Below are 26770 nucleotides of genomic sequence, written 5' to 3'. Positions count from 1 at the left end.
AAACAATTAGCTCACGGTTTTATAAGTTGAAAGCTTCTTATCTAAGATAGCATACAAATCCATAATCACACGGTAGTTCGATCCAAGATCCCCCATACCTCCACGCGATGCCGAGAAGATATCAACTGCCGACTTCATTGGACCAACAGATATGACCGATACGGTAATATCCATCGTTCTTCCTGTCATCGTTCTTTTCTCCAGGGTAATTTCCCCAACGGAATGCACTTCGTGAAGAACTTTATATCCAGGAATTTTCTTTAGCGTGGATACAACTTCTTCCCATGCGCGGTCTTTAGATAAGTTATAATAATGCGATTTTAGTTTAGGGTCTTTAGCGCGATCTCCAGTTGCTTCATAACTGCGCAAGATGCCGATTAAAGCTCTTTTGAGTGACAACGTATTTCCTCCCTTATATGTACAAAAACCCGCCGATGCCGTCCGATTCTTATGTTTCTGAACCTACTCTCGCAGGTGGGTGTCCGCAGAGTTGCTTTTGAGGTCCCTCGTGGTGAGGGCATGTCAGCCGCATCTCGATATTGAACTCCCTAGAAACCATCATTGGTTCAAAACAACGAGGAATCGAAACGAACATCGCAGGATGTACACTTATTATAGACCTTCGCTAGAAAAATGTAAACTAAACGGATGCTTTGTCATCATTCTCTGCTGCTTCAAGCTCTTCTTTTTCTGCTTTTTCAAGTGCTTCTTTCTCCAATTGCGTCTGCATTTTCAAATAAATTAAGTGAAAGTTGTAGAATGCAAATGCTGCAATGACACTGCCTGTAAAGAAGACCAGCAAGAAAGGATATTTCAAGCTGAAGTAGCCGAGAATTCCCGCTCCAAGTACCGTAGTTACGGAACGAATGGGACGAATCACGGTCAAGAGCACAGCATTTTTAAGTAATTGGAACGTTTTCATATGATAGTGTACGACCATGGAGAAGAAGTTAAACATCGACACTAATAGGATAACCAGCAAGGCAACCATGACGATACCAACGAACTGGAATCCTTTTAATTGTGTCATGTATACTTTCAAATCCACATACATAATGACAGCAAGTAATGTGTAGAAAATACCGCCGATCATGCTTTGAACATAGTTCTGCTTGTACCCTTTAAAGAAAGTGGAGAACAATTTCACATCTGTCTCTCCTGTAACCCACTTTCTTGCAACCGTAAACATTGCAGCCGTCGCTGGAAACAACGTAAATGGAGCGACAATCCCCATAGCCCAGTTCATGGTAAGAGACTCATTCATTAAGTTCTGCTGTACAACCAACAATTTCGTAAATGCAAAAAACAAAAACGGGGATGAACACAGCACCCACAACAGATTGATGGCCGATAAACGCATAATCCATTCGGATATACGGTACAACCCACCCATAACACCTTTAAATTCCAACCAAATTACCTCCTCAGCAACATCGTCAAAGCTTGTATAGTATAACTATAATACAAATGGCCCACCATTTGCTACCGCCTATTTTTGATCACCTAGGTAAAAGTCTAAATGGCTTGAACCTATCGCCATAGGATATACGGTAATCCCCAATTTAGTTGTGCATTCATCTAAATCCCGTGAGACTACACGGTTAATGTCGTACAACAAAAAAAAGACGAAGCATAGGCTTCGTCTTTTGGACATATTCTAAACGTCACTGCTCTCTGGACGTTTTGTCGGTCTGCGGCTCTCATTGCTGCCTGTACGAGGTTTACGATCTCCGCTGTTATTACCACGGTATCCGCCCTCTCCACGTGAATAACCGCCTTCTCTGCTGCCGTAGCCGCCTTTGGAGTATCCACCGCGGTTGCCATCACGACTACCTTCACGGCTTCCTTCACGATTTCCGCGATAAGATGAACCGCCTTCTCTGCTGCCGCCACTACCTTGACGGTTATAGCCGTAGCTGCCGGAAGGACGACGTCCACTCGTACGAATGTCCGGTTTGCGGCGTTTTGCACGGATTGGCTCTTCCGGTGTCAATTCGATCACAGAATCTTTTTTCTCACCTGTGAGCAATTTCATAGCCGCAGATAGCAATTGTACGGAATCATATTGTTCGAGTAATTGAATCGAAATCGCTTTGAATTCGTTATACTCTTCATTTTGAACGATATCAAGAAGACGCTCAGCTGTAAGACGTTGTTTGCCTTCAATTGCCTCAGCAAGACTCGGTAACGGCTTACGTGCAATCTTGTGTCTTGTTACTTTCTCAATGAAATGCAAATGATCGATTTCACGAGGCGTTACGAAAGACCAAGCTGTACCTTCTTTACCTGCACGACCTGTACGACCAATACGGTGAACATAGCTCTCAGGATCTTGTGGAAGGTCAAAGTTTACGACATGAGTTACACCGCTCACATCAAGTCCGCGAGCTGCAACGTCTGTTGCTACGAGAACATCAATGCTTCCGTCACGGAATTTACGCATAACCGTATCACGTTGGTTCTGTGATAAGTCACCATGTAGGCCGTCAGCAGAATAACCGCGTTTTTGCAAAGCTTCAGACAGTTCATCAACCCGACGTTTCGTACGTCCGAATACGATAGCAAGTTCAGGCGACTCCATATCCAACAAGCGGCTTATTGCTTCAAATTTCTGGCGCTCGTGAACTTCAATGTACGCTTGATCGATTAACGGAGCACTAACTTGTTTAGGAATAACCGAAACATGCTCAGGGTTTCTCAAGAATTGCTGTGCAAGCTTCTGAATGTTCGGCGGCATAGTTGCGGAGAACAACATCGTTTGACGCTCATCTGGAACTAATTTGAGAATGGATTGAATGTCTTCCATGAAGCCCATATCCAGCATTTCATCTGCTTCATCCAAAATTACGGTTTGCACATCATCCAATTTAATGGTTTTACGATTAATGTGATCTAACAAACGACCAGGTGTACCAATAATGATCTGAGGCTTTTTCTTTAAAGCGCGGATTTGGCGAACAATATCTTGTCCTCCATAAATCGGTAGGGAACGAGTACCTTTGAAACGTGCAAGCTTTGCAATTTCTTCTGATACTTGGATGGCTAACTCACGTGTTGGTGTCATGATGAGCGCTACAATGCGTTCTTCCGAAGTTGGGATCTTGTTAATCAACGGAATACCAAAAGCCGCTGTCTTCCCTGTTCCCGTCTGTGCCTGTCCAATTAAATCTTTACCTTCCATGGCGAAAGGAATGGATTTGGATTGAATCGGTGTGGATTCTTCAAACCCAAGTTCCGTGATTGCCTGGAGCAATTTTACGTCCAAGCCAAAATCTGTAAAGTTCATCAATATTATTCAAACTCCTTCTTTTATGTCGATGGTGGACTTTCCCCATCCTAAACTGTATCCTTAAGTAGCGAAAAACATTTTAAATGCGATCCCAAGGTTCTTATTATATTGCATATATAATGCACAAATCCAACTGCAATCACCATCACAGTTGGAAAATAATCCCTACTCAAGAACATCTAATTTATTATATCACAAAATAAGTGAAGAATACCAGCCACGATCTAACGAATACTACATATGAGGTGATTTAGTTTTGAAAAGAGCATGGGAAATCGTTGCGATGATTATCGGAGCGGTATTTATTGCGGCTGGTTCTAATTTCTTCCTTATCCCCCATCAGATCTTGAGTACAGGCGTCAGCGGTCTGGCCATGATTACGGGATATTTTACCGATTGGAATATCGGTATGCTGTATTTAATCTATAATGCGCCAATCTTGGTTGCAGGGTGGTTCATCCTTGGGAAACGATTTATATTCAATAGTATTGTGTCCGTTTTGGCCGTTACATGGTTGATGCAAGTGTTTCCAGTCTTTCAATTTAATGACACGCCCATTCTGGGTGCGGTCTTCGGCGGTTGTCTAATCGGGATCGGTGCCGGGATTTCTTTACGCTTTGGCGGTTCTTCCGGTGGCTTCGATATCGTGGCTTCCATCGTTTCCAGATATCGTGATATCCAGCTCGGCACGATGATTGTAGGCCTGAACGGCTTCATCATTGTTGCCTTAGGGTACATGAAAGACAACTGGGATTTAGCTTTGTACTCGATGTTATCCGTATTTATTACGGGGAAGGTAATGGATGTCATCCATATTAGCCACATTAAAGTAACGGCTTTCATTATTACCAATGAGACCGAGAAAATGCTGGAAAAATTACTATGTCTCCCTCGGGGCGTTACCATCATCAAAACAAGAGGCGCATATTCTGAGGTGGAAAAAGATATGCTAATGACGGTTACCACACGTTATGAGTTGGCGGAGCTTCAAAATATTATCAAGTCCGTTGATAAAAAAGCTTTCGTTAATATCGTGGAGACGGTCGGCGTAATGGGCTCATTTCGCAAGCGTAAAGCTTAATGTGTCGCTACATTTCTGTGAAATAATGTGTTATAATCAAATCAATGTAAATGAAATGAATCATTTGGCATAGTTTTCAGAATTTTTACCCTTTGTTTCACGATGTACAGCTTTTCCGAATCGTATTGTATGATTTCGACGAAAGGGTGATCGCTGTGGAAATGGAAACGGTAAAACTGTCCGAGATTGTGTTAAAATGGTACCCTGATCTCATTCCGTTCCTACGTAAAACTGAGTTAGAGCGCAGCATTGTTCTGCGAGACGGAATGCAAATCTTGAGTCCTGGGGATGCGATGGAGATTATTCATTACAGCATCTGTGATAATCAGAAAAACGGTTATATTCATTGAAAGAAACCCCAATGGGCCTAAACCTGTTGGGGTTTCATTTTTCACCAATATTTTGCAAATTCCTTCTATATCGTTTCTCTCTTTTTCGCTATAATCTAGTTAATAGAGCTATAGAAGGAGAGATTTCAGTAATGAACATCATTTGGTCCCTATTACTCATGGCATTCAGCTCAATGAACGGACATCATCAACCGCAGCAGGACCCCAGTCTCACACCATTCATGAAAGCTGCTATTCAAGCGATTGCTTTAGAATCGTCTCAAGACGGGCAAGGCACCAATCCTTTTATAGCGCTGCTTCATCCGCAACAAAATGCACCTAAAGTGAAGGGAATATACACGACGGCATACAGCGCTGGCGGTGAACGTCTGCAATCGTTGTTAAATTTACTAGATACGACAGAGCTAAATGCGATGGTCGTCGATATCAAGGATGATTCGGGTTATATCACCTATAAGACCGATAACGATTTATTAAAAAAGTTAGGGACACCGAAACCTTTTATCAAAAATATCCATCAATTCATGGACACGCTTCAACAGCACAAGGTCTATCCCATCGCGAGAATTGTCGTATTTAAGGATACGGTACTCGCCAAAAACCGCCCGGATCTCTCCTATCTACGGGCTGACGGATCGGTCTGGGCGAATGGCAAAAAGGACAGCTTCGTAAATCCGTATATGAAAGAAGTATGGGATTATAACGTTGAGATCGCAAAAGAAGCCGCGAAGCTGGGATTCAAAGAAATTCAGTTCGATTATGTGCGCTTCCCGGAAGGCTTCGAAAATAAAGCCAAATCGCTGAAATACACGACGAATGACAAGTCACGTGTACAGATTGTAACGGATTTCGTACAATACGCCAAACAACAGCTCGCACCGCTTGGCGTTCGCGTATCTGTTGATATTTTTGGGTATGCCGCTTCCGTTCCAGCCGCCGAGGGCATCGGACAAGATTTCGTGAAAATCTCAGAGAACGTCGATGTCATCAGTCCCATGGTCTACCCGAGTCATTATACGACGGGTTGGTTCGGGTCAAATAACCCCGATAATACGCCTTATCAGACCATCAAAGGCTCCATGGTTGACACGCACAAGAAACTTGATCCCATCGCGGAGAAGAAACCGATCATTCGTCCTTGGATCCAAGACTTCACCGCAAGCTGGCTTGGCAAAGGTCACTATACCAAATATGGCAAGCATGAAGTGGAAGAACAAATTCGCGCCCTTAAGGATACCGGTATCGACGAATTTTTGCTATGGAATGCCGGAAATCGCTATACAGAAAATGTCAATTACAATACATAGTTCAATGTACAAATGATAAAAAGCCCCGAATCGATATCCGATCCGGGGCTTTTGCTTTTCACTCGTTCCATTATCCGAGGGCATGTGTTTCAATCACGTAACCTGCGCCTTGATCTAACCTTTTCTTCTCAACAATGCTGACTTCTTGCTTATCCGGGGATTTGAGAAAGTGACGATCCATATGGGAATCGACGTAAGAGAACGCTTTTTCCTCAGACTCAGCTGCGACAATAAGATACAAGAGCTGGTCCTGCAATTCAATTTCAATCTTGTATAAGAACATCCGCGTCTCTCCCCTGCGTTTACGTTTCTATTCCCCTGATTGTACAATAATCATCTTATTGGGACAAGCGTGATGCAAGATCGTACAATTCTTTATTAAAGCCTTTTTTGGTATTTACAACCGTATCAATGTCGGTTAACACAAGTTCATTTTTAATGATGCCGCAAGCTTTGCCTGACTCGCCTTCGATCAGCTTACGAACGGCAAAATCGCCGAGACGGCTTCCAAGTACACGGTCATTATGTGTAGGGCACCCACCGCGTTGAATATGTCCTAGGACAGTAACACGGGCATCTACATCTACGCGTTCGCTGATACCTTTTGCAATATCATCACCACGGCCTACACCTTCAGCGACAATAACGATGCTATGGCGTTTGCCATGTTCGAAATTCTGTCTCATACGGTTAGCCACTTCATCAATTGTAAAAGGTACTTCTGGAACAAGAATCGTCTCCGCTCCGCTTGCAAGGCCCGCATACAAGGCGATATCACCGCAATGACGTCCCATTACCTCAACGATCGAAGAACGCTCATGGGAGCTCATGGTATCTCTTAATTTATTTACAGCATCCACTACAATACTCACGGCTGTATCGAATCCAATCGTGAAATCTGTAAAGGAAATATCGTTATCGATGGTTCCAGGCAGACACATGGTTTTGATGCCCAATTTGCTCAATTTGTTCGCGCCTTGGTAGGAACCGTCTCCCCCAATAACAACAAGGCCGTCAATCCCGTTCTCACGAAGAATATCTGCACCTTTTTGTTGGCCTTCTGGTGTAACGAACTCCTTACAACGCGCGGATTGCAGGACCGTACCTCCGCGTTGAATGATATCCCCAACACTACGAAGATCCATCGGACGAATATCATTGTTCAATAAGCCTTGATAACCGCGTTGAACACCGAATACTTCCAGACCATAATATAAACCACTGCGAACGACAGCACGAACAGCCGCGTTCATCCCTTGAGAATCTCCACCACTTGTAAGTACGGCGATTTTTTTAACTGCTGACATAATCCTTGTCCTCCTCAACAAAATCCAAAATTCGTTTCTTTTTCTTTTTCTTTTTATCTATGATTTATGTTTACGTATCCAGAGACTGTTGGCCCAGAAAAATAACCTTGTCATCGGACTTTTCCGCATCAGTCGTTTGGAAACGGATTTCACCTGTTGTTGATCAGCCACCTTCGGATCCGAAAGGTATAATGCGATTAGCCCTTCAATCACCATACTGTGAAACTTCGCGTGCGGCAGCGTGCGAACATCCTTGCGCGCCCCTTCAACGACCATTAGAATGCGCTGACATAACATCTCCTGCTCCTCATAATAGTTGCAGAAGTTCAAATCTCCGCCTTGCCGGTCTTCCTCTTGGTCAATTAAATAATCCAACAAGATATGCAGACCACACACATGCGGAAAGTAGGCTTCACGAATACTTATCGCTTCGCTGCGATCCAAGTTCGGCTTAGATGCTGCTGCGAACAGCATGAACATCCCTAATGTCGAGCCTGTCGCCGCCGCGAATTCATTCCAATACAGGTGAGGTGATTTATTCCGATTCTCTTCCCACCATGCCGTTAATTCCGGTTCACGAAGCTCATGTCGTATATGCTTATAGACCTGTAAATCAACATATAATCCAACCAACTCTTCAACAAAAGGCATTACAATCAAATATGATGGTAACTGCTTAATGCAAGATTGGCAAGTAGAAACTAATTCATGCAAATACCCGTCGTCTTCATGCTCTGGGTGATACTGGTAATAATTCCGAAGCGGTGCTTCGGGATCAATCGCATCCAGCATGGATTGATGAAGTTGGCGAAAATCGACAGGATCCATGGAGGTACTTCGATCACACAAATTATCCAAGTAATCACTAATCGTCTGAAACGCAACAATCAGCGGAATAAGCACATCCCGCTGTGACAAATCAATCGCAGCATATACCGCGCCTCCCTGACAATGAAATTGCTTGGTTGCAATGCTAGCCAAGGCTTGCTTGCGCAATTCTTCATCGGTGATGGATTCGGCTTGCCGCTTCCAATGTCCAAGAGCATCACTTACGCCAGGTAGGATGTAATTGTAGACACGATACATAAGCTTTATTGGATTAAGTGGTGCCGATATTGGACGATGCTGTATCAAATTCAATGCGAGGTGCCTCCAGATTGCTTTTTTTTCAAGTAAACCATCTTCTTATTATATTACGATACTACTTAATGCACAAACGAATACCTTCCGTACTCGACTAGCTATGCACCTTACTTCGAACATCCTGATTCACGCGATACCATATATGCAGATCATTGATTTGGCTGGCGAGTTCTGCAATTTCGGCGTTTAACTGGCAGCTTTTCTCAAAGTCATCCTCGTCGAATAATTGATCTTGCTTGTAATTAATCATTTGTTCCAAGTCAAAGATTCGATTCGGTATCGTTCCTCGGATTTCTTCCCATTTATACAGAATACGTTCCCGTTCTTGCGTGCTGAATTGATCCCACTCTTGTTGCAATGCCGGAACATGTATACCTAACCGCTCATCTAGTTCAAAGTTTGTCATGATTCTCCACACTCCATCCAAGTCCTTGATATTTTTTCGATAATGTACCATTGCCATCACGAGAAAACTATAATATTCTGCACAATGGAAGTTCGATGTCTCGAACCCGCCAAGAAGTGCTATACTTAGGTCTAACTCGATATCATATCATCATTTTTCACAGATTGGAGCCTTCTCACATGCTATTCAGCAAAAAAACTGCAATCCGTGTGCAGGACTATAACATACTCCGTATGTATGTGTTCTCCTTGTATACCATTATCTCTCTGGTTGCGGGATTCTTTCCACTCTATTTTAGCGTAATTGGATTTTCAAATGTACAAATCGGTTTCATTTATTCGATCGGACCCCTGGTATCGATCTTTTCCAATTTATTATGGGGGATCATCAGTGATAAGTATCGAACCATTAAGAAAGTACTGCTTATCCTTCTCATCGGTCAGTTGATTATGACCCTGCTATTAACACAGACAACGTCCTTTGCGGTAATCTGCGTCATGATGATTCTATTTAATTTCTTTTATTTTCCCTTAAACCCTCTCGCCGATACATTAGCGATTATGACGATGCAGGAGCGTGGCAAGAACTTCATGACCGTCCGCATCTTCGGATCCCTTGGCTTCGCGGTCTCTTCGCTTGTCATCGGATTTATCCTGAAGCAGAACGGTGCGCACATTACGTTATGGGTGTGTCTTATCCTGACTGGAATGGCCATGATCATCGCGCTATTCTTAACCGATAAATCAGGTTCTGTGAAAAAAATGGAATTCGGCGGGCTGCTCGAAGTGCTCAAGAAACGGGAAGTCATTTGGTTTTTTATCTTTGTGTTGTTCGTGGCGGTTGCTCATCGATTCAATGATGCTTTTCTCTCCCCGGTTCTTCGTCAAATGGGTGCCAACGAAAATACGGTGGGCTGGGCGCTCGCAGCTTCATCCATTAGCGAAATGCCAGTGTTTTTCTTATTAAGCCGCTATGGATCGAATCTCAAAGAATTGCCATTACTGGCGATTGCCAGCTTTATGTACGGCATTCGTTTTTTGCTCATGAGCCTTGTCACTGATCCAACGTGGGTTATCGCGATTCAAGCCATGCACAGTGTTTCATTCGGGATTTACTACTTTACAGCGATACGTTATGTTACGCAAATTATCCCGGAAGAATATCGGGCCACAGGACTTGCCCTCTTTACCATCGTCTGGTCAAGCATCGCGGGACTTATCAGCGGTACGCTGGGCGGCAGCCTGCTCGACATCAACAAAGAGGTTTTCTACATGATGGCGATGGCGCTTGCCTTCATCGGATCGATTGGATTTATGACGCGGCATCTCGTCTCCAAGAACGCATGATCCAGCAAAATATCTTGCATTTTCCAATAGTAAAGCTATAATGAGTAAAGGATTTAGGACCAAGTAATAAAGGCGGGGAACTCATGGATTTCGAACAACTAAAAGCGATTATTCACGGGCGTCGAAGCGTCCGCAATTACACCGATCAAGCCGTTACGATCTCAGATATCGAAGATTTAATTGATTGCGCGCGTTATGCACCAAGCGATACCAATTCGCAAACATGGGAGTTTATCGTCATCACGAATAAAGATCTCATTCAACAGATCGAGCAAATCACGTGGGATCAATTGCATCAATTCGCTGCTCAATCCGAAGAGAAAGGATTATCTCGGGAAGCACGCCTACTGGTGAAATCATTCGGCCCTTATGCAACGGCTTTCTCGAATGCTCCCGCACTTATCGTCTGCCTTGCTACACCGTATAACTCGAAATTTCGCGAAAAGATCTTCGATCCCATTCAATTGGCTCCTGACGCGGTATGGGCCGAAGAAGGCATTAAAAGCAGCTGCCTAGCGACGCAGAACCTGATGCTCGCAGCACATGCAAAGGGACTTGCAACTTGTCCGATGACCGGTCCAGTTCTATTGGCTGAACATCAACTCAAGTCACTGCTTGAGATTCCGGCAGATCGTCAAATCAATATGGTCATCGCCCTGGGTCACCCGGCAGATCAACCGAAGCAATTACCTCGCAAAGACGTTAGCGAAATTCTAAAAATTATTGAATAATAAGATTTACTTACTTCAAGAAGCCCCTGCAGCGCATTTCATTATTGCGTTTACAGGGGTTTTTATATGGGGTTTCCACACAAAAAAAGCAGATTTCAGTCTAGACTGAAATCTGCATCATTAATGTGCATGGCACCATGTATAATTACAATGAAATTATAATTTCGTGACGCTAGCAGCTTGAGGTCCGCGGTTGCCTTGCGTAATTTCGAACTCAACCGATTGGCCTTCTTCTAAAGTTTTGAAGCCTTCGCCTTGAATTGCGGAGAAGTGAACGAATACATCGTCGCCGCCTTCAACTTGAATAAAACCGTAGCCTTTTTCTGCATTAAACCATTTTACTGTTCCTTTCAAATGAACAACCTCCTAATATGTCACCATCATTGGCGATTATTTACATTATATACGAATTCATAAAATTGTTCAATCCATCTTTTCGATACACAGCATCTCGAACGAGCCAGGAATAAAGGGCAATTGACTAAGCCGGAAGCTTACTCGATGACCCTCCTCTGTGATATGCTGGAGCAATTCATCCAGCGTCGGATAAGGAACCCAACGTAATGATTTTAAGGGATATATCAACACACGCCCCCCGACCTTGCATACACGAATCAGCTCGCGGACGGCATGAAGATGAAATGCATGATCGAATTGATCTGCGTATAAAAATAAAAAATGACTGCATAACACGTGATGAAACGTATCATTCGCAAATGGCAGCTCAGGTAATTGCGCTCCGACATAGGAGGCAGGAGATGTCTTATAATGCTGAATAAATTGTTCTGCCGAACGAAGTCTTCTCACTCTATGCAGATCTGGCGATCCATAGAACGACCAGTCATAGTTTTCTTGAAGCTTCGTGATCTTGCCCGTAGACAACTCAATCTCATCGTAAACATGTTGCGTTAAGAAATCGGTGTCCTTGGAGAACAAGGGATCCGCCGCGATGGCCGTGTACCCTCTCGCATCTGCTTCTGCCGTAAAGGACGATCCTCCTCCAGCAACATCCAGCGTTGACCCTTTCGATAAATCATCCTCTGTTAGCGCGAACATTCGTAGATACTCTTCGTACGAACGACATGTCATCGCTATGCCCAATTGCTCGTAGGCTTCTAATTGACTCATGAACTCCACTCTCCTCAACTCTACTCGACTCATCTCAGCTCAATCGTTTGGGATAATATTCCTTTATTAAAATTATCACGTACGCGCATGCTTTACAAGACGTTTTTGTGACTTTACATTTGCTTTATAACGCGCTGTACGTTATCATTTTACACAAAACAAGTAACAAGAACCCATCTAAAGAACGGAGCTTTTTTATGATAAAAAAACATGTAATATACAAAAAAGACAAATGGAATATGATTACCGTCGAAGTTCAAGGCAAATATATCGTCCTTCGTGAAATTTCCGATCAATGGGGAGAAGAATGTCACACCTTCTTAAGCAGACCCGCGCTGATGAACTGGGTAAATAATCGCTTTCCGAAATCGGAATACACAGATAACTTGGAAGAATGGCATGAGCTAATGACAGCTTTCAAACAAGTCTAGTCAGCAGCAGCTTAGACGAGGTGATATCATGGATACAACAACGATTCTTATTTTTATTGTTTTAGCCTTTTCGCTCGGTGCGATCCTCATTATGAAGAAAGACTCGATCCCTTCATCCATGCGACGTGCTATGGCCATTATAACCATTCTATTGGTTGCTTTTGCTTTTTTCCTGATCGTGTACAGTTCATTTCATCTTGGCACCACCTAAAACTGATAATCCACTGACAACCGGGTCATACTATTGACAAATTTTGCGCCGCAGGAGGGATCTTGTGAAACGACGAATTTGTCTTTTATTTATTACATGTCTTTTACAGCAAGCCGTTATTCCAGTTGCGGTCAGTCATCCGGCCGCGCAAGTCAACTCTTTTAAACCGAGGAGGATTCCAATGAGTGATGTCGTGAAACGTCAAGATGTACCCAAAGATCAACAATGGAAGTTAGAAGATTTATTCGCTTCGCAGCAAGCATGGGATCAAGAATACCAGACTGTAAAAGATCAATTAGGCAAAGTCTCGGCCTACCATGGGAAGTTAACGGATGCTGCTTCCGTGAAAGCATGTTTTTCCTTAGAAGATGAGATTTCTCTACATACCGAACGCCTTTATGTATACGCGAATATGCGCCATCATGAAGATACTGCTGAACCTACATATCAAGCTTTATCCGAGAAATCCAAAAAATTAAGCGTCGATGTGAACGAAACATTGTCATTTATTACCCCGGAAATATTATCACTTTCGGATGCGCAATTGGATCAATTCATTAACGACCCTGAGCTTAGCAAATATAAGTTCACGTTGACGGAAATGAAACGAGAAAAGGCGCATGTGCTATCTAAGGCGGAAGAAGCTCTTCTCGCCCAAGTAGGCAACATTTCACAAGCTCCGAATACGATCTACGGTATGATTAACAACGCTGATATGAAGTTCCCGAAAGTTAAAGACGAGAAAGGCGTAGAACGCGAGCTGACACATGGCAGTTATATCACCTTCCTTGAGAGCGATAATGCTGAGGTTCGCCGAAATGCTTTTAAAGCAGTCTATGAGACCTATGGGAAACAGAAGAATACGATTGCTGCCACGTTAAGCGCTAACGTTACGAAAAATATCTTTTATGCGCGCGCACGCAAATATCCTTCTGTATTAGAAATGTCCCTGTATGGCGATAACATCCCGAAAGAAGTCTATTCGAATCTCATCGATACCATTCATGAGCATTTGCCTTTAATGCATCGATACATGAACTTGCGCAAGAAGCTGTTAAAAGTGGATGAGCTGCATATGTATGATCTTTTCGCGCCGCTCGTAGATGAGTTCAAAATGGACATCACGTACGATGAAGCCAAAAAAATGGTCTTAGAAAGCTTGCATCCTTTGGGTGATGACTATCTCAACAACTTGAAGAATGGATTCGATGACGGCTGGATTGATGTCCATGAGAATGAAGGAAAACGCAGCGGTGCTTACAGCTGGGGCGCTTATGGAACACACCCTTACGTCTTGTTGAACCATAAAGAAAACTTGAATAGCATGTTCACCTTAGCGCACGAAATGGGGCACGCACTTCACTCCTTTTACTCAGATACGAACTTGGAATATCGTGATGCGCAATATACGATCTTCTTGGCGGAAGTGGCTTCCACGCTGAATGAAGCTTTACTCATGAATTACATGCTGAAGAAAGCCGAAAACGATCCGAAGATGAAAATGTATCTGTTAACGTATTATGCAGATCAGTTCCGGACGACCGTATTCCGTCAGACCATGTTCGCTGAATTCGAGAAAATCATTCATGAACGCGCTGAGCAAGGTGACGCTCTTACGCCACAAGAGTTATCCAAAATTTATTATGATCTGAACGTTCAATATTATGGAAAAGATATGGTCATCGATAAAGAAATTGAGATGGAATGGGCACGTATTCCTCACTTCTATACCAGCTTCTATGTCTACAAATATGCAACCGGCTTCTCGGCAGCGACGAGCTTCTCGAAGCAAATCCTTGAAGAAGGAGCACCTGCCGTGGATCGCTACCTTGGCTTCCTAAAGAGCGGGGGCAGCGATTACTCCATTAACATCTTGAAAAAAGCTGGAGTTGATATGTCCTCTCCGCAGCCAATAAGAGAAGCGATGGATGTCTTCAAGAAATTAATCGAAGATATGGAACAACTGACAAGCAAATGACAATAAATCCCTTGCCGTAACATGGCAAGGGATTTTATACTGTGTATGAGAATCAACATGTGATAAATACATTGGAGGAATATGATGAAAATACAATGGTCGTTAATTTTGGGACTCGTATTCGCATTAATTACAGCCATTTTTGCTGTCATTAACGTCAATGCAGTCGAAGTCAATTTAATATTCGGAGTCGTGAACGTCCCTCTTATCCTGCTTATTTTAGGTTCTACGCTGCTTGGGGGCCTGATTGTAGGTTCTTATGGCATTTACCTTCAATACCGCTTACAACGCAAACTAAAGCTTGCTCAAGCGCAATTGAAGCAAGTTCAGGACGCAACGGGGTATGTATTCCCTGAAGCCAATACCACCGAACAAGCTCAGCAAGACTCTACCCAACATAAGGAGATATAAATCATGAAGATACCTTTTGACCAAGATTACGTACTGGACTTTCTTGAAGAAATCTTGAATATCCCGAGCCCGACCGGATACACGCATCAGATTATGAAGCGTATTGAAGCAGAAGCCGATGCGCTTGGATTTCATTTCGAACTTACGCACAAGGGCTGCGGCATCATCTCCGTACCCGGGAATGATCCATCTCGCACGATAGGCTTAACCGCTCATGTGGACACGCTCGGTGCCATGGTTCGTTCTATTCATGCCTCTGGAACCTTACGAATCACCCCTGTCGGCGGTTACATGATGAATGCGATTGAAAATGAATACTGTACCATACATACACGCGATGGCCGCCTGTATAGCGGAACGATTCTCACCACGCATCCCTCGGTACATGTGTATTCCGATGCACGTGACTTCAAGCGGGATGAAGCCAATATGGAGATTCGAATTGATGAGAATGTTCGTTCCAAAGAAGATGTCCAGAAGTTAGGCATTCGTACTGGTGACTTTATTTCCTTTGATCCTCGTGCGGTTGTTCTTGATAACGGATATATCAAATCTCGTCATCTGGATGATAAAGCCAGCGTCGCAGCCTTGTTCGGAATTCTGGAATCCATCCATCGCGATCGCTGGACACCTGTACATAATTTGAAGCTAATCATTACCAATTACGAAGAAATTGGACATGGCGGCTCTTATATTCCACCGGAAATCGATGAGCTGATTGCTGTAGATATGGGTGCCATGGGAGATGATCTTGCTTGTACAGAGCTTGACGTATCCATCTGTGCGAAGGATTCCTCTGGCCCTTATGATTACGGCATGGTGAGCAAATTCATCGAACTTGCAGAACGGGATAACCTACAGCATGTCGTAGATATTTATCCGTATTATGGCTCTGATGCATCCGCAGCGCTCCGGGGTGGCAACAATATCAAGGCAGCGTTGATCGGTCCAGGTGTCCATGCCTCTCATGGTATGGAACGCACACACATTCAAGCTGTCATGAATACGGCGAGATTACTGGCTGCTTATGTTACTATGAAAGACTAAATGATCTAGTATTCCAATTCGGAATTAGCGGGGGTAATGATGAAATTTCTCATTCGACGACCTACATGGAATACGCAGATGAAGATTCGAGTTCTTGTGCTTGCGCTTGCTATTCTTGTAACGATCAATGTCTATTTCGCCTTACACTCCAAAGCCAAATACAACTACCGCGAAGCCATTGCGACGAATGGTGTGCAATTACATATTCTCGAATCCACACCGGATCAGATACAGCTTCTTGCCATTAATGAGAATGTTGTAGATACCAAAAAAACCGGGATAAACGGCGGTTTCTTCTACAATCAAGATGCATTATCGATCGCAGTTCAGAATCATGTCCCCGTCATGGGCACACCTCGCAAATATGGCTCAGGATGGTTCAATGCCAAATATAATCGTGGTACACTCGTATGGGATGGCACACAAAAGGAATTTTCAGTTCAGTCGGTCAAATCGGTTGATGAACTGGATATCTTTGATCGCGATAATTACTGGGCGCAAGGCGGCATCAGCATGAATTTAGCGGATGACAACATTTGGGGACTGCTTGCCTATTACCAAGCCCTTCCTGCAAAAGATGAAAATCGAATGCGATCCGGACTTGTCTATGACGATATGAATCGCATCTTCATGATCGTCTCCCCCACCTTGTGCACGGCCAGTCAGTTCCGCGCTGCCATTCAAGAGCAGATCGCAACGGATCACTTTAAAGAAGGCATCTTCTTAGATGGGGATGGCTCTTCCCAATTATATACGAAGAGAATTTCTCTTCCAGGAGACCATCGCAAAGTCGTTCAGATGATTGCATTGAAATAATCTCACCTCTTAACATGCAAAAGAGCAAGTCATGATGACTTGCTCTGCGCTATTTTATCGGCTAATTCATTCAGATAGGTCCAACGTTCCATCAAATGCTCTAACTTCGCTTCTAGATCCGCTTGTTCGACGAGCAGTTCTTGTAATCTTGCGGAGTCACTGAATGCTTCTTCCATCTGCTTCGCTACCAACGCAATCTTCTGTTCTGTCTGCTCAATGACGCTATCAATTTCATCGAATTCCTTCTGTTCTTTATAACTGAACTTCAATCGCTCTTGCTTCTCACGTCGAGGCTCACCCGATTCGAGCCCATCTCCTGATGTGGTCGATGATGCTTGCGTTGATGCGTTTGCTCCATTTCCGGTCTTCGATCCATACTTCATCATGTATTCTTCATATTCTGAAAAATTACCGACATGATGGCGAATTTCACCTTCGCCTTCGAAGGCAATGATCTTATCAACGGTTCGATCCAAGAAGAAGCGATCATGCGAGACGACAAAGACAACGCCAGCGAACTCGTCTAAATAGTCCTCTAATACAGACAATGTCTGAATATCCAGATCATTCGTCGGCTCATCGAGCAGCAATACGTTCGGCGCGCTCATCAACACGCTTAATAAATACAATCTGCGTTTCTCACCGCCGGACAGCTTGGCAATCGGTGTCCACTGCATCGTAGGCGTGAACAAGAACCGCTCTAGCATCTGTGTCGCGGTAATCGCGCTGCCGTCAGCCGTATGCACAACCTCAGCTACTTCTTTGATGAGTTCAATCACGCGTAAATTTTCATCCATATCTTTATGTTCTTGGGAGAAGTAACCTAACTTCACAGTAGGCCCCATCTCAATACTTCCGCCATCCGGTTCAATCCGACCGGCAATCATATTCAATAACGTAGATTTCCCGCTGCCGTTCGGGCCAATAATTCCAACACGATCATCACGTACGGCAATGTAATCGAAATCCTGAATCAGCTGCTTACCTTCTATTTGCTTCGACAAATGTTCGATTTCTAGAATTTTTTTCCCTAATCGCGTTGAAGCAACCGATACATCGACATTGTCATTCCGGTAAGGTCCATCCTGCTCTTGCAGTTTATCGAAGCGATCGATTCTTGCCTTCTGCTTGGTTGTCCGAGCCTTGGCACCTCGGCGAATCCACGCCAGCTCATTCCGCAGCAAATTTTGACGCTTCTGTTCGGAAGCGTGCTCCCGTTCTTCACGATCGGCCTTCAGTTCCAAGAAACGCGAATAATTCGCTTCATAGCTGAACATTCTTCCATGATCCAATTCCAGCATGCGATTTGCGACGCGATCCAAGAAATAGCGATCATGCGTAATCATCAACAATGCGCCTCTGCGCTTCTGAAGATATTGCTCCAGCCAGATCACGGAGGCATTATCAATATGGTTCGTCGGCTCATCCAGAATTAATAAGTCAGAAGGTTGAATCAGTGCAGCAGCCATCGCCACCCGTTTCCGCTGCCCTCCAGACAAAGTGCCTACTTTCGCTTCAAATTGTGTAATGCCTAGTTTGGACAAGACGGTCTTGGCTTCACTCTCCAGCTGCCACACATTCAGACGATCCATCTCATGGCTCCAATGAATCAACTTGGCTTGCAGCTTCTCGTCGGAAGGGTTCATTTCCATCCACTGCATCGTCTCCGTATAAGCGCGAACGGTCTGCATTTCTGGAGATTCGCCGCGGAATACCTGTTCTAATACCGTTGCATTGGCATCATAAGGCGGGTTCTGAGCTAAGTATTGAATCCGCACTCGATTTCCCATCGAAACCTGCCCCTCATCCGGCGGTTCCATCCCAGCAATGACTCGTAGAAAGGTTGATTTCCCCGTTCCATTCACACCAATAATCCCAATTTTCTCTCCCTCGGAAATACCAAAGGACACGTCCTTGAACAAAATCTTTTCCCCGTAGCTTTTCGATATATTTTCAATCGTTAGTAAATTCATGCCTCGTCCCTACTTCGCTCGTATTCTTTACCTTCGTATTTTACCATAGATTCAATCACTTGAGAAAACTCGCTTCTATACAAAAAGCCTCGATCAAGTGTTATCCACCTGATCGAGACTAAACTGGAACAGTTATCCTTGTACCGCGCGGTTCTGCGGCCCAACGAGCTTATGTAGGGTTAGAATTTGCCATGCGTTGCACACCACAAGCGGAATCAGCATGTACAGAATGTACTCCATCCTATTGACCGACAGGGAAGGCAGTAACTCTAACACCGTAATCACAATCATAAAGAACAACGTCGGCACGATCGCATGTCGATTCGTGAGCTTCACTTTCCATAAGGTAATCGCAATGCCCACGACCAGGATCAAGAGCGGAAGGCCCAGATATCCAAGCGCTCGATCGCCCTCTCCTGCGAACTTCTTGAACCGAACAAAAAATAAATCAAATAGCGTTAAAGCGATAAAGAAAATCTGAACTCCCGTCCATACGTTGACTCGATTGCGCAAGATCCCAAGAATATAGAAGCGTCCGAACAAAAACGCAATAAACCCGATAATACTTGTGAACGCAATGGAGAAAATGCCTAAGAGAAGGGAAGATAATTCGTATTTGCTAAACTTGTCATCAATAAATATAAACCCTGGGTCCAAGAACCGTAGTACAGCCCACGTGGCAATGCCCGTCACAACACCGATTAAGGTCGTCGTCCAGCACAAATAGAACATTCTCTTCAGCATTTGCGTATCTCCTTAGAACTTGATGACGCCGTATCCCATACATACGATGAGCGCCAACAAAATAACGAAGATAATCCAGAACATGCCTGTTGGCTGGTTCCGACGCACGCGGCCCATGATCATTTCCATCATACCGATCATGAAGACGGCTAAGATCCCTTTGATCACGTACATGAGCGGGAAATTCCACTCGATGAGCATCCCAATCCCAGATCCGAGCATAATTAAGTAGAAAAGACGTGTGATCATTGGTGTTACTTTCTGACGTTTAAAAATCACGCTTGCTACAAATAGAAGAATAAGAATTGCCCATGACCCCGCATGGGATTGATACAACATGTTAAAGTTCATAACAAATCCTCCCGTTTCATATTCAGTTGAAATGAAAAATTATGTATAGTTTGCCACATCAACTAAATTGTACGTTCGATTCTGATGAAAAGCAATTCATAATGTGAAAATGAGCGATTTTGTTCACAAAGGAACGGCGATTTTCGGAAACCATCCCCTCCAAACTGAGATATATGTCATAGACGCGGTGGCTTGGCAACAAAAAAGGCGTCCATTTCTTAAAAATGAACGCCCCCTCTTTTATATCGCTTTCGGCTTATGCTTGCCCAATAATATTTCTTGCAATCCAGACGCCCGCTGCACCTGCTTGTGCCAAGCCGCGTGTAATCCCTGCTCCATCTCCGCCGCAGTACAGACCTGGAATCTCCGTCTCGAAGGACTCCGACAGTTTCGGACGCGCAGAGTAGAATTTCGCCTCAACCCCGTAGAACAGCGTGTGTTCGGAAGCTAGACCCGGTGTGATGTGATCCAAGGCTTGCACCATCTCCACTAAGCTCTTCATCGTATTGTACGGCAGCACCAAGCCTAAATCGCCTGGAACCGCTTCTTTTAAGGTTGGCTCCAGGAAGCCTTCACGGATCCGATTCTCTGTGGAACGTCTACCGCGAAGAATATCGCCATACTTCTGGACGATAACCCCACCGTTCGAAAGGTCATTGGCTCGTTTACAGATTTCACGCGCATACTCGTTCGGTTTATCGAACGGTTCTGTAAATCGATGCGATACGAGAAGCGCGAAGTTCGTATTCATGGATCCGAGCGCCGGATCCTTATAAGAGTGGCCATTCGCTGCCATGACACCACTATGGTTCTCAACCACCACGTGACCTGACGGATTCGAGCAGAATGTTCTCACGCGTGTACCTACCGATGTATTGTAAATAAATTTCCCTTCATAGAGATGTTCATTGATTTCTCGCATCACAACGTCTGAAGTTTCCACGCGAACACCGACATCCACTTGGTTATTGAACATCTTCAGCTTGCGCTTCTTCAATATTTCCGTTAACCAAGCAGATCCGTCCCGGCCTGGGACAATAACCACGGAATCCGCTTTATACTCTGTACCGTTCTTCAAGACGACACCACGAACCTGTTGAGTCTCTTTATCCGTCAGGATATCATCTACTTCTGTCTTGAACTGCATGTCGACACGATCTTTTAAATATTCGAAAATGGCTTTCAAAATCTCAAGGTTCTGTTCTGTCCCGAGATGTCTCACTTGTGCGCGGAGCAATTTAAGCCCTGCCGCGTATCCACGCTGCTCGATTTGACGAATGACGTCCGTCGTTGGGTCCGTAATGCTCTCTGTAGCACCATGCTCCAAATTGATATGATCCACATATTTGATTAAATCCAATACTTTAGAAGGACTGAGGTAATCCGTCATCCAACCGCCGAACTCTGTCGTCACATTAAATTTCCCATCGCTATAAGCGCCAGCCCCGCCGAATCCACTTGTAATCGAACAAGCTGGCAAGCATCCTGCAAAATCCTTTTTCCCTGCAGCCGGTGGGCACAATTGAATCTTCTCCTCCAGAATGGGACAACGGCGGCGGTAAATATCATGGCCTTTATCGATCAACAGCACGCGAAGCTGTGGTGCTTTTAACGTAAGTTCATAACATGTAAAAATCCCAGCAGGTCCTGCACCGACAACAATTACATCATATTGATTACTCATTTCATCCTCCTAATGTACCTTCGTCTTGGTTGTATAACAACAAAAAAACTGTCCGCAAATGGGGTATAGCAATGCCCCATTCGTAGACAGGAATTTACGGCTCCTTGTAGAAACCCTCAACCCATATTGTCGAGGATATACGAATCTCATTCATCTTATATTTATTCTCGCTGACATTGCTATGTTATCGAATGTTAACGAATGTGTCAATGGTCAAATCTCATTAATGTTCGGATTTTGCCAATAAAATAAATTACAAAACCCCGTAACCCTTGATATATAAGCTATTTTCCGAATGATAATTATCAGAATTTTCACAGAATATTCAAATGCATCTTCGTCTGTTATGATATTACGTATACAGAAAATCTACCGATAAAGAGGTTAATCTATGTACAATGGAAGTTCTCATATTACAATCGAACGTAAAGATTGGGCTCAATTATTCGACCAACGAATCCTATCGATCACGCCCGAGCAATTTGAACAATTAAAAGGAGTCAACGATCAAATCACCATGGATGAGCTATCGGATGTTTATCTTCCTCTCGCGGAATTCATGAATATCCAAGTCACGGCAGCACAGCAGCTTCGAAAATGCGAAGGGGCATTTCTGAAGAAGCCGACCGCGAAAGTTCCCTATATTATCGGGATCGCCGGGAGTGTTGCAGCTGGGAAGAGCACAACGGCAAGACTTCTTCAAACTTTATTGTCTGAATACGATAATCATCCTACTGTAGATATTGTAACAACAGATGGGTTCTTATATCCGAACCAGGTTCTCCAGGATCGCGGCATGATGCATCAGAAGGGATTTCCGCAGAGTTATGATATTCGAAAACTCATTCAATTCTTATCCGATGTCAAAGCAGGCGTACCTGAGGTAACGGCTCCGATCTATTCCCATCTGGTCTATGACATTGTGCAAGACGAGGTACAAACAGTTCGCACGCCCGATATCCTTATCGTTGAAGGAATTAATGTATTACAGGTTAGCCGAGCGGCATCGGTATTTGTAAGTGATTTTTTTGATTATTCGATTTTTGTAGACGCCACTGAAACCGATTTGGAGCAATGGTATTTGGAGAGATTCCTTATTTTGCGGGGAACAGCATTCCAGAATGCGGACTCATACTTCCATCGATATATTGATTTAACAGAAGACGAAGCGGTTACGTTTGCTAAGAATATCTGGAAAGATATTAATCAGATCAATTTGACTGATAACATTCTACCGACCAAAGCGCGTGCGAAATTGATCTTAGCGAAGGGGCCGCAGCATAAAGTGCAGTCCATTCATCTGCGCAAATAAAAAACAACAAAACCGCCTAGCATTTAGGCGGTTTAAATTTTCCCTCATCGTTATAGCACTAACGCGACAAGGATGGCAGCAAGCCCTCCTGCACAGGAACTGATGAAATTCACGGCATCATTATTCATCCAGCGCAAACCGCGAATTTGCTTGGTCTGGAATCCGCAGTGGTCTTTCCGTTCGACAATTTTGCCGCAATGGGGGCATCGGTACATCACTTGACATGTGGCTCCGAGGATCGAATCCGTAAAGGCACCTACCGTTCCCGCAATCAATCCGACGAGAGGATATACGAAGACATCACTCCCAAGAGCGGTACCGCTCAACCATTCAAAAACAACGATTCCGCTGCCAATGAACAGTCCCCCTGCAACAGCTGCAGTCGTTCCTAGCACAGAGACACCACCTGAAGTTCCTGCAGGGATAGACTTCCATGTTAAGACAGAACGTGGCTGCTTGCGGCTTAAGCTGCCAATCTCTGTTGCCCACGTATCTGAGGTGACCGTCGCCATGACACCCATAAATGCCCAGAATAGCATGGGATTCGGCCATATCGCATACAGGAGACAGAGCACCATACCAATGCCGCCATTGGCCATCACCTGTCCTGCATCCCGACGCCCTGTTTTCTCATAGGCTTCTTCATATTTGGCTTTCGCCTTCTTCTTCACTTTGGACAACACCGTTGAGGATACAAAAAAAGCAAGGAGTGTCCCGTACCACACAAGGCTCCCTGCAGCATAAAAAATCGTCCCCATTACAATGGCTGCCCACATGCCGGATTGTGACAACGACTGCTTCCGATAAGCGAGATACGCTACCACCGAACTGCAACCTAGCCCGATGAGCCAATCCATGATGCTCTCCACTCTCCTTCATTGAAGACGTTAGTAGGCTCTTCTACTCTTTTTCTAGTCAATCACGCAATAATCGAGGCGCTGCTCAGCAAGCACAAGCTCGAATCTGTCGCCTTGTTCCACACGGCCCACACCTGCCGGCGTACCCGTGAAAATGAGGTCGCCTTCGCCAAGACCGTAGTGCTCAGCAATATAATCAACAATCGTCTGGAGATCAAAGATCATCTCTGTTACATTCCCCCGCTGGACCTCCACATCGTTCTTTCGCAGCGAGAAATCCTGTTCCGCCAAAGCGGCTGCGCCGGGAAAGGCTACATAAGGCGTCATCGGAGCTGAATTTTTGAAGCCCTTCGCTGGAGTCCAGGGTTGTCCTTTTTGTTTGCACACCGACTGTACATCCCGCAAGGTAAAATCCAATCCCAACGACATCACATCAATTAATTCATCGACATGTATGCCTGGCGTATAATCGCGACCTACGCGAATCACGAGTTCTGCTTCGTAGTGTACCTCGCCTTGATCGTGCGGCAAGGCGATCCCGCCGCCATTCATCGCCACAACGGCATGTGTCGGCTTCAAGAAAATCATAGGCTCCTTCGGCACTTCATTGCCCATTTCGGCTGCATGCAGACGATAATTCCGCCCGACACAATATACGTTTCTAATTTTCGAGTTCATATGATTACGATTTCCCCTCTCCTAATGCTTCTCGCCATCGGTCTGGATAATTGGTACAGATCATTAAATCTGGATGCAGTGATGCCGTATGTATAATATCTTTCGTATGATTACATGTCCACGCCATCATACCGATGCCGTGATGATACAATTCTGCCGTATTCCGTTGATTGAACCACTTATAATCAAGAGATAAGAAATCTGCCCCTAATGCCCGGCAAATGCCGACATAATCTTCACTTGGCGATTCATAGATCAGACCTACGCGAAGCTGAGGCGCTAACTTCTTCAGCCGCTGAACCACCTTTGGCTCAAAGGAAGTCAAGCACACATCATGCTGCAATGTATAACGGTACACATGATCGATCACCTTTTCTTCAAGGCCTGGATACATGTCTCCCACGGTTTTGAGCTCGATATTCAGCCGAAGGCGCCCTACTGTTGCATTCAATACTTCTTCCAACGTAGGAATCGACTCTCCGGCATATGTCTTGGAGAACCAAGAGCCCGCATCCAATTCTCTCAGCTCCGCGAAGGTTTTCTCCCGTACGAGTCCACGTCCATTGGTTGTACGCTCCAACGAAAAATCATGAATAATGACGGGTACGCCGTCCTTCGATAATTGAACATCGACTTCAAGCCATTGCACATAGGGTTCTGACATTGCGAGTCGTATCGCAGCGAGCGTATTCTCAGGCGCTTTGGCTGACCAGCCGCGATGAGCAACACAATAATTTTCATTCCATCCCATGCGTGATCCCCTCCTATCGAATCATCGAATCATCGAGTTATCGTACCGACAAGCCCGTCATTGCGAATTCCTGCGCCCATGCTTTGCGATAAGCCTGAAACTCGCTGCAGGAGCTTCGAGCCGTTCGCTTCATCCATCGGGACAGCTTGCCCGAGATTCGCATGATAAGGAATCAATTTCAATGCGTAACTACCGTCGGAATTATAGGTAACCTGAAGCACCGCAGTCTCCCATGTCATCGGGTTCGTTGATCGTGTAAAGATAAAGTTGCCTAGACTATATGCAATCCACTTTCCTTTATATTGTTCCATCCCTTGCAGAACGTGAGGATGACTGCCAATCACCAAATCAGCACCGGCATCCACATATTCATGTGCAAGCTGCTTCTGGATCTGATTCGGCGTCTCTGCCTTTTCAATGCCCCAGTGCACCATAACGATGACAATATCGGCTTGTTTGCGAGCTTCTTTAATTTGAGCCACAGCCTTGGTCGAATTATAGGTTTCCGCTACCCCAGCATTCTTCGGACCCGCCTTCCAACTTGCCTTTGGCACAACCCGGGAAAACCCAAGGATGGCAACACGCTTTCCTTTGCGCTCCACATATTTTATCGTATAAGCTTCGTCGTCATTATTCCCTGCTCCCACGTGTTGAACATTCGCGCTATCCAAGTGTTGGATCGTATCCTTTAAGCCGCTAACCCCTTGATCTAACACATGGTTATTGGCTAATGTAACGACATCAATGCCTGCGTTATGCAGCGCAGCGGCAGAGTCAGGTGACGATTTAAAGACGAATTGTTTGTCCGTCTCGGCCAGTCCACCTACGGTAATCGGTGTCTCTAAATTGGCTACCGTCAAATCATCCTTCTGGAAAAGCGACTTCGCATACTGAAAAGGAAAATCATAACCATTCTTCCGCATGATTTCATCCACTTTACCTGACATTTGAATATCTCCGACAAATGAAAATAAAAGTCCGTCTCCTTCGGGCAATACCGCTTGGATCTTGTTATCCGTTACCGGTTTCTTAGTGACGGCGGGATGATCTTGTCCGTCCCCGTTCTTATCCGATGAAGGCTGCTCCTTATTTGCCCCAGCTCCTTCATTCGTCGCAGGGGACGTTGTGCCTGTCTCCGTATCCTCCGCAGGATGATTGGTAGCAGCATCTTCTGGCTCCACGGTCTCTTCCGTACCTGTCTGATCCGCTCCATCCCCTTCGGGTGAATCATCTGGCTTGGCAACTGTACCCGCATTCGTATCTTGAACCGCATTGGCTTCTTGCGGACTCTCGCTCCGTTGATTAGCCAGATAGAGTCCACCAAGCCCAATAATGATGGCAAGCATAATTAGATTGACAGTCAGCAACATGCGTATTTTTCGTTTTTTTCTTGTTTTTTTGGCCCGATGGGCATCGCTTCGCGTTATATACATACTTG

At 44.7% G+C, this 26770-nt stretch carries 29 protein-coding genes, 1 other RNA gene and 1 riboswitch; of the genes, 12 read left to right on the top strand and 18 right to left on the bottom strand.

Annotation, left to right across the window (positions count from 1 at the left end):
- Positions 1–6 precede the first annotated feature (6 nt).
- The 4 genes from BVG16_RS01995 to BVG16_RS01980 form a co-directional block, all read right to left on the bottom strand.
- Positions 7–399 carry a DUF1499 domain-containing protein gene (locus BVG16_RS01995; RefSeq protein ID WP_078496854.1) on the bottom strand — a complete coding sequence of 131 codons (393 nt, stop codon included), beginning with the start codon at positions 397–399 and terminating at the stop codon, positions 7–9.
- 22 nt (positions 400–421) lie between these two features.
- Positions 422–606: non-coding RNA, 6S RNA (gene ssrS, locus BVG16_RS01990), on the bottom strand.
- A gap of 34 nt (positions 607–640) precedes the next feature.
- Positions 641–1411: a YesL family protein gene (locus BVG16_RS01985; protein WP_078496853.1), complete on the bottom strand. Its 771-nt coding sequence runs from the start codon at positions 1409–1411 to the stop codon at positions 641–643.
- A 246-nt stretch (positions 1412–1657) separates the two neighbouring features.
- Positions 1658–3289 (bottom strand): DEAD/DEAH box helicase, encoded by a 1632-nt coding sequence (locus BVG16_RS01980; protein ID WP_078496852.1) that lies wholly within the window; start codon positions 3287–3289, stop codon positions 1658–1660.
- 283 nt (positions 3290–3572) lie between these two features.
- Between BVG16_RS01980 and BVG16_RS01975 the strand changes: the two genes are divergently transcribed.
- From BVG16_RS01975 to BVG16_RS01965, 3 genes are all read left to right on the top strand, one after another.
- Entirely contained in the window at positions 3573–4370 is a 798-nt protein-coding gene (locus BVG16_RS01975) for a YitT family protein (RefSeq protein WP_078497259.1), read from the top strand.
- Between the two features lie 161 nt (positions 4371–4531).
- A complete protein-coding gene (locus BVG16_RS01970; RefSeq protein ID WP_078497258.1) occupies positions 4532–4720 on the top strand; it encodes a hypothetical protein in 189 nt (62 codons plus the stop codon).
- Positions 4721–4851: 131 nt separating this feature from the next.
- Positions 4852–6027 carry a putative glycoside hydrolase gene (locus BVG16_RS01965; RefSeq protein WP_078496851.1) on the top strand — a complete coding sequence of 392 codons (1176 nt, stop codon included), beginning with the start codon at positions 4852–4854 and terminating at the stop codon, positions 6025–6027.
- A gap of 70 nt (positions 6028–6097) precedes the next feature.
- Here BVG16_RS01965 and BVG16_RS01960 read toward each other — a convergent pair whose 3' ends face one another.
- From BVG16_RS01960 to BVG16_RS01945, 4 genes are all read right to left on the bottom strand, one after another.
- A complete protein-coding gene (locus tag BVG16_RS01960) occupies positions 6098–6310 on the bottom strand; it encodes a DUF3906 family protein (protein ID WP_078496850.1) in 213 nt (70 codons plus the stop codon).
- Positions 6311–6365: 55 nt separating this feature from the next.
- Positions 6366–7334, bottom strand: a complete 969-nt coding sequence (pfkA, locus tag BVG16_RS01955; RefSeq protein WP_078496849.1) for a 6-phosphofructokinase — start codon at positions 7332–7334, stop codon at positions 6366–6368.
- Positions 7335–7391: 57 nt separating this feature from the next.
- On the bottom strand, positions 7392–8420 hold the full coding sequence (locus BVG16_RS01950) for a tetraprenyl-beta-curcumene synthase family protein (protein ID WP_078497257.1): 1029 nt from the start codon (positions 8418–8420) through the stop codon (positions 7392–7394).
- A gap of 151 nt (positions 8421–8571) precedes the next feature.
- On the bottom strand, positions 8572–8883 hold the full coding sequence (locus tag BVG16_RS01945) for a hypothetical protein (protein WP_078496848.1): 312 nt from the start codon (positions 8881–8883) through the stop codon (positions 8572–8574).
- Between the two features lie 179 nt (positions 8884–9062).
- Here BVG16_RS01945 and BVG16_RS01940 point away from each other — a divergent pair, with 179 nt between their 5' ends.
- Together BVG16_RS01940 and BVG16_RS01935 are read left to right on the top strand one after the other, a co-directional pair.
- Positions 9063–10229, top strand: a complete 1167-nt coding sequence (locus BVG16_RS01940; RefSeq protein ID WP_078496847.1) for an MFS transporter — start codon at positions 9063–9065, stop codon at positions 10227–10229.
- 83 nt (positions 10230–10312) lie between these two features.
- A complete protein-coding gene (locus BVG16_RS01935; protein ID WP_078496846.1) occupies positions 10313–10960 on the top strand; it encodes a nitroreductase family protein in 648 nt (215 codons plus the stop codon).
- A 156-nt stretch (positions 10961–11116) separates the two neighbouring features.
- Here BVG16_RS01935 and BVG16_RS01930 read toward each other — a convergent pair whose 3' ends face one another.
- The gene (locus tag BVG16_RS01930) at positions 11117–11314 is read right to left on the bottom strand and encodes a cold shock domain-containing protein (protein WP_018755821.1); all 198 of its coding nucleotides are present in this window, start codon (positions 11312–11314) and stop codon (positions 11117–11119) included.
- 69 nt (positions 11315–11383) lie between these two features.
- Positions 11384–12088, bottom strand: a complete 705-nt coding sequence (locus BVG16_RS01925) for a class I SAM-dependent methyltransferase (protein WP_078496845.1) — start codon at positions 12086–12088, stop codon at positions 11384–11386.
- A 197-nt stretch (positions 12089–12285) separates the two neighbouring features.
- Here BVG16_RS01925 and BVG16_RS01920 point away from each other — a divergent pair, with 197 nt between their 5' ends.
- The 6 genes from BVG16_RS01920 to BVG16_RS01895 all read left to right on the top strand — a co-directional run bounded on the left by BVG16_RS01920 (position 12286) and on the right by BVG16_RS01895 (position 16982).
- Positions 12286–12519: a hypothetical protein gene (locus BVG16_RS01920; protein ID WP_078496844.1), complete on the top strand. Its 234-nt coding sequence runs from the start codon at positions 12286–12288 to the stop codon at positions 12517–12519.
- Between the two features lie 28 nt (positions 12520–12547).
- A complete protein-coding gene (locus BVG16_RS01915; RefSeq protein WP_078496843.1) occupies positions 12548–12730 on the top strand; it encodes a hypothetical protein in 183 nt (60 codons plus the stop codon).
- 181 nt (positions 12731–12911) lie between these two features.
- Positions 12912–14708 carry an oligoendopeptidase F gene (pepF, locus tag BVG16_RS01910; RefSeq protein ID WP_078496842.1) on the top strand — a complete coding sequence of 599 codons (1797 nt, stop codon included), beginning with the start codon at positions 12912–12914 and terminating at the stop codon, positions 14706–14708.
- 84 nt (positions 14709–14792) lie between these two features.
- Entirely contained in the window at positions 14793–15119 is a 327-nt protein-coding gene (locus tag BVG16_RS01905) for a LapA family protein (RefSeq protein WP_078496841.1), read from the top strand.
- Between the two features lie 3 nt (positions 15120–15122).
- On the top strand, positions 15123–16166 hold the full coding sequence (locus BVG16_RS01900; RefSeq protein WP_078496840.1) for a M42 family metallopeptidase: 1044 nt from the start codon (positions 15123–15125) through the stop codon (positions 16164–16166).
- Between the two features lie 36 nt (positions 16167–16202).
- Positions 16203–16982 (top strand): hypothetical protein, encoded by a 780-nt coding sequence (locus BVG16_RS01895; protein WP_233146862.1) that lies wholly within the window; start codon positions 16203–16205, stop codon positions 16980–16982.
- Positions 16983–17011: 29 nt separating this feature from the next.
- Here the strand turns inward: BVG16_RS01895 and BVG16_RS01890 are convergent, their stop codons facing one another.
- From BVG16_RS01890 to BVG16_RS01875, 4 genes are all read right to left on the bottom strand, one after another.
- Entirely contained in the window at positions 17012–18955 is a 1944-nt protein-coding gene (locus BVG16_RS01890) for an ABC-F family ATP-binding cassette domain-containing protein (RefSeq protein ID WP_078496838.1), read from the bottom strand.
- A gap of 132 nt (positions 18956–19087) precedes the next feature.
- The gene (locus BVG16_RS01885) at positions 19088–19699 is read right to left on the bottom strand and encodes a KinB-signaling pathway activation protein (RefSeq protein ID WP_078496837.1); all 612 of its coding nucleotides are present in this window, start codon (positions 19697–19699) and stop codon (positions 19088–19090) included.
- A 12-nt stretch (positions 19700–19711) separates the two neighbouring features.
- Positions 19712–20050 carry a DUF1516 family protein gene (locus tag BVG16_RS01880; RefSeq protein WP_078496836.1) on the bottom strand — a complete coding sequence of 113 codons (339 nt, stop codon included), beginning with the start codon at positions 20048–20050 and terminating at the stop codon, positions 19712–19714.
- A 256-nt stretch (positions 20051–20306) separates the two neighbouring features.
- Positions 20307–21734 carry an NAD(P)/FAD-dependent oxidoreductase gene (locus BVG16_RS01875; protein ID WP_078496835.1) on the bottom strand — a complete coding sequence of 476 codons (1428 nt, stop codon included), beginning with the start codon at positions 21732–21734 and terminating at the stop codon, positions 20307–20309.
- A gap of 63 nt (positions 21735–21797) precedes the next feature.
- Positions 21798–21897, bottom strand: a riboswitch (purine riboswitch).
- A gap of 228 nt (positions 21898–22125) precedes the next feature.
- Here BVG16_RS01875 and coaA point away from each other — a divergent pair.
- Positions 22126–23046: a type I pantothenate kinase gene (gene coaA, locus BVG16_RS01870; protein ID WP_078496834.1), complete on the top strand. Its 921-nt coding sequence runs from the start codon at positions 22126–22128 to the stop codon at positions 23044–23046.
- A gap of 50 nt (positions 23047–23096) precedes the next feature.
- Here coaA and BVG16_RS01865 read toward each other — a convergent pair whose 3' ends face one another.
- Genes BVG16_RS01865 through BVG16_RS01850 form a run of 4 tightly spaced genes read right to left on the bottom strand, consistent with a single transcriptional unit; the run spans position 23097 to position 26765 of the window.
- Positions 23097–23903, bottom strand: a complete 807-nt coding sequence (locus BVG16_RS01865; protein ID WP_078496833.1) for a DUF92 domain-containing protein — start codon at positions 23901–23903, stop codon at positions 23097–23099.
- 54 nt (positions 23904–23957) lie between these two features.
- The gene (locus BVG16_RS01860) at positions 23958–24581 is read right to left on the bottom strand and encodes a fumarylacetoacetate hydrolase family protein (RefSeq protein WP_078496832.1); all 624 of its coding nucleotides are present in this window, start codon (positions 24579–24581) and stop codon (positions 23958–23960) included.
- A 4-nt stretch (positions 24582–24585) separates the two neighbouring features.
- Positions 24586–25332, bottom strand: coding sequence for a glycerophosphodiester phosphodiesterase (locus BVG16_RS01855; RefSeq protein ID WP_078496831.1), 747 nt, complete (start codon positions 25330–25332; stop codon positions 24586–24588).
- Between the two features lie 29 nt (positions 25333–25361).
- Positions 25362–26765 carry a CapA family protein gene (locus tag BVG16_RS01850; RefSeq protein WP_078496830.1) on the bottom strand — a complete coding sequence of 468 codons (1404 nt, stop codon included), beginning with the start codon at positions 26763–26765 and terminating at the stop codon, positions 25362–25364.
- Between the last annotated feature and the right edge of the window lie 5 nt (positions 26766–26770).

The organism is Paenibacillus selenitireducens (assembly GCF_002021565.1).
In the GTDB taxonomy this organism is placed as follows: domain Bacteria; phylum Bacillota; class Bacilli; order Paenibacillales; family Paenibacillaceae; genus Paenibacillus_K; species Paenibacillus_K selenitireducens.
The sequence above is the reverse complement of the archived record's forward strand: the minus strand, read 5'-3'. Positions and strand labels throughout refer to the sequence as shown.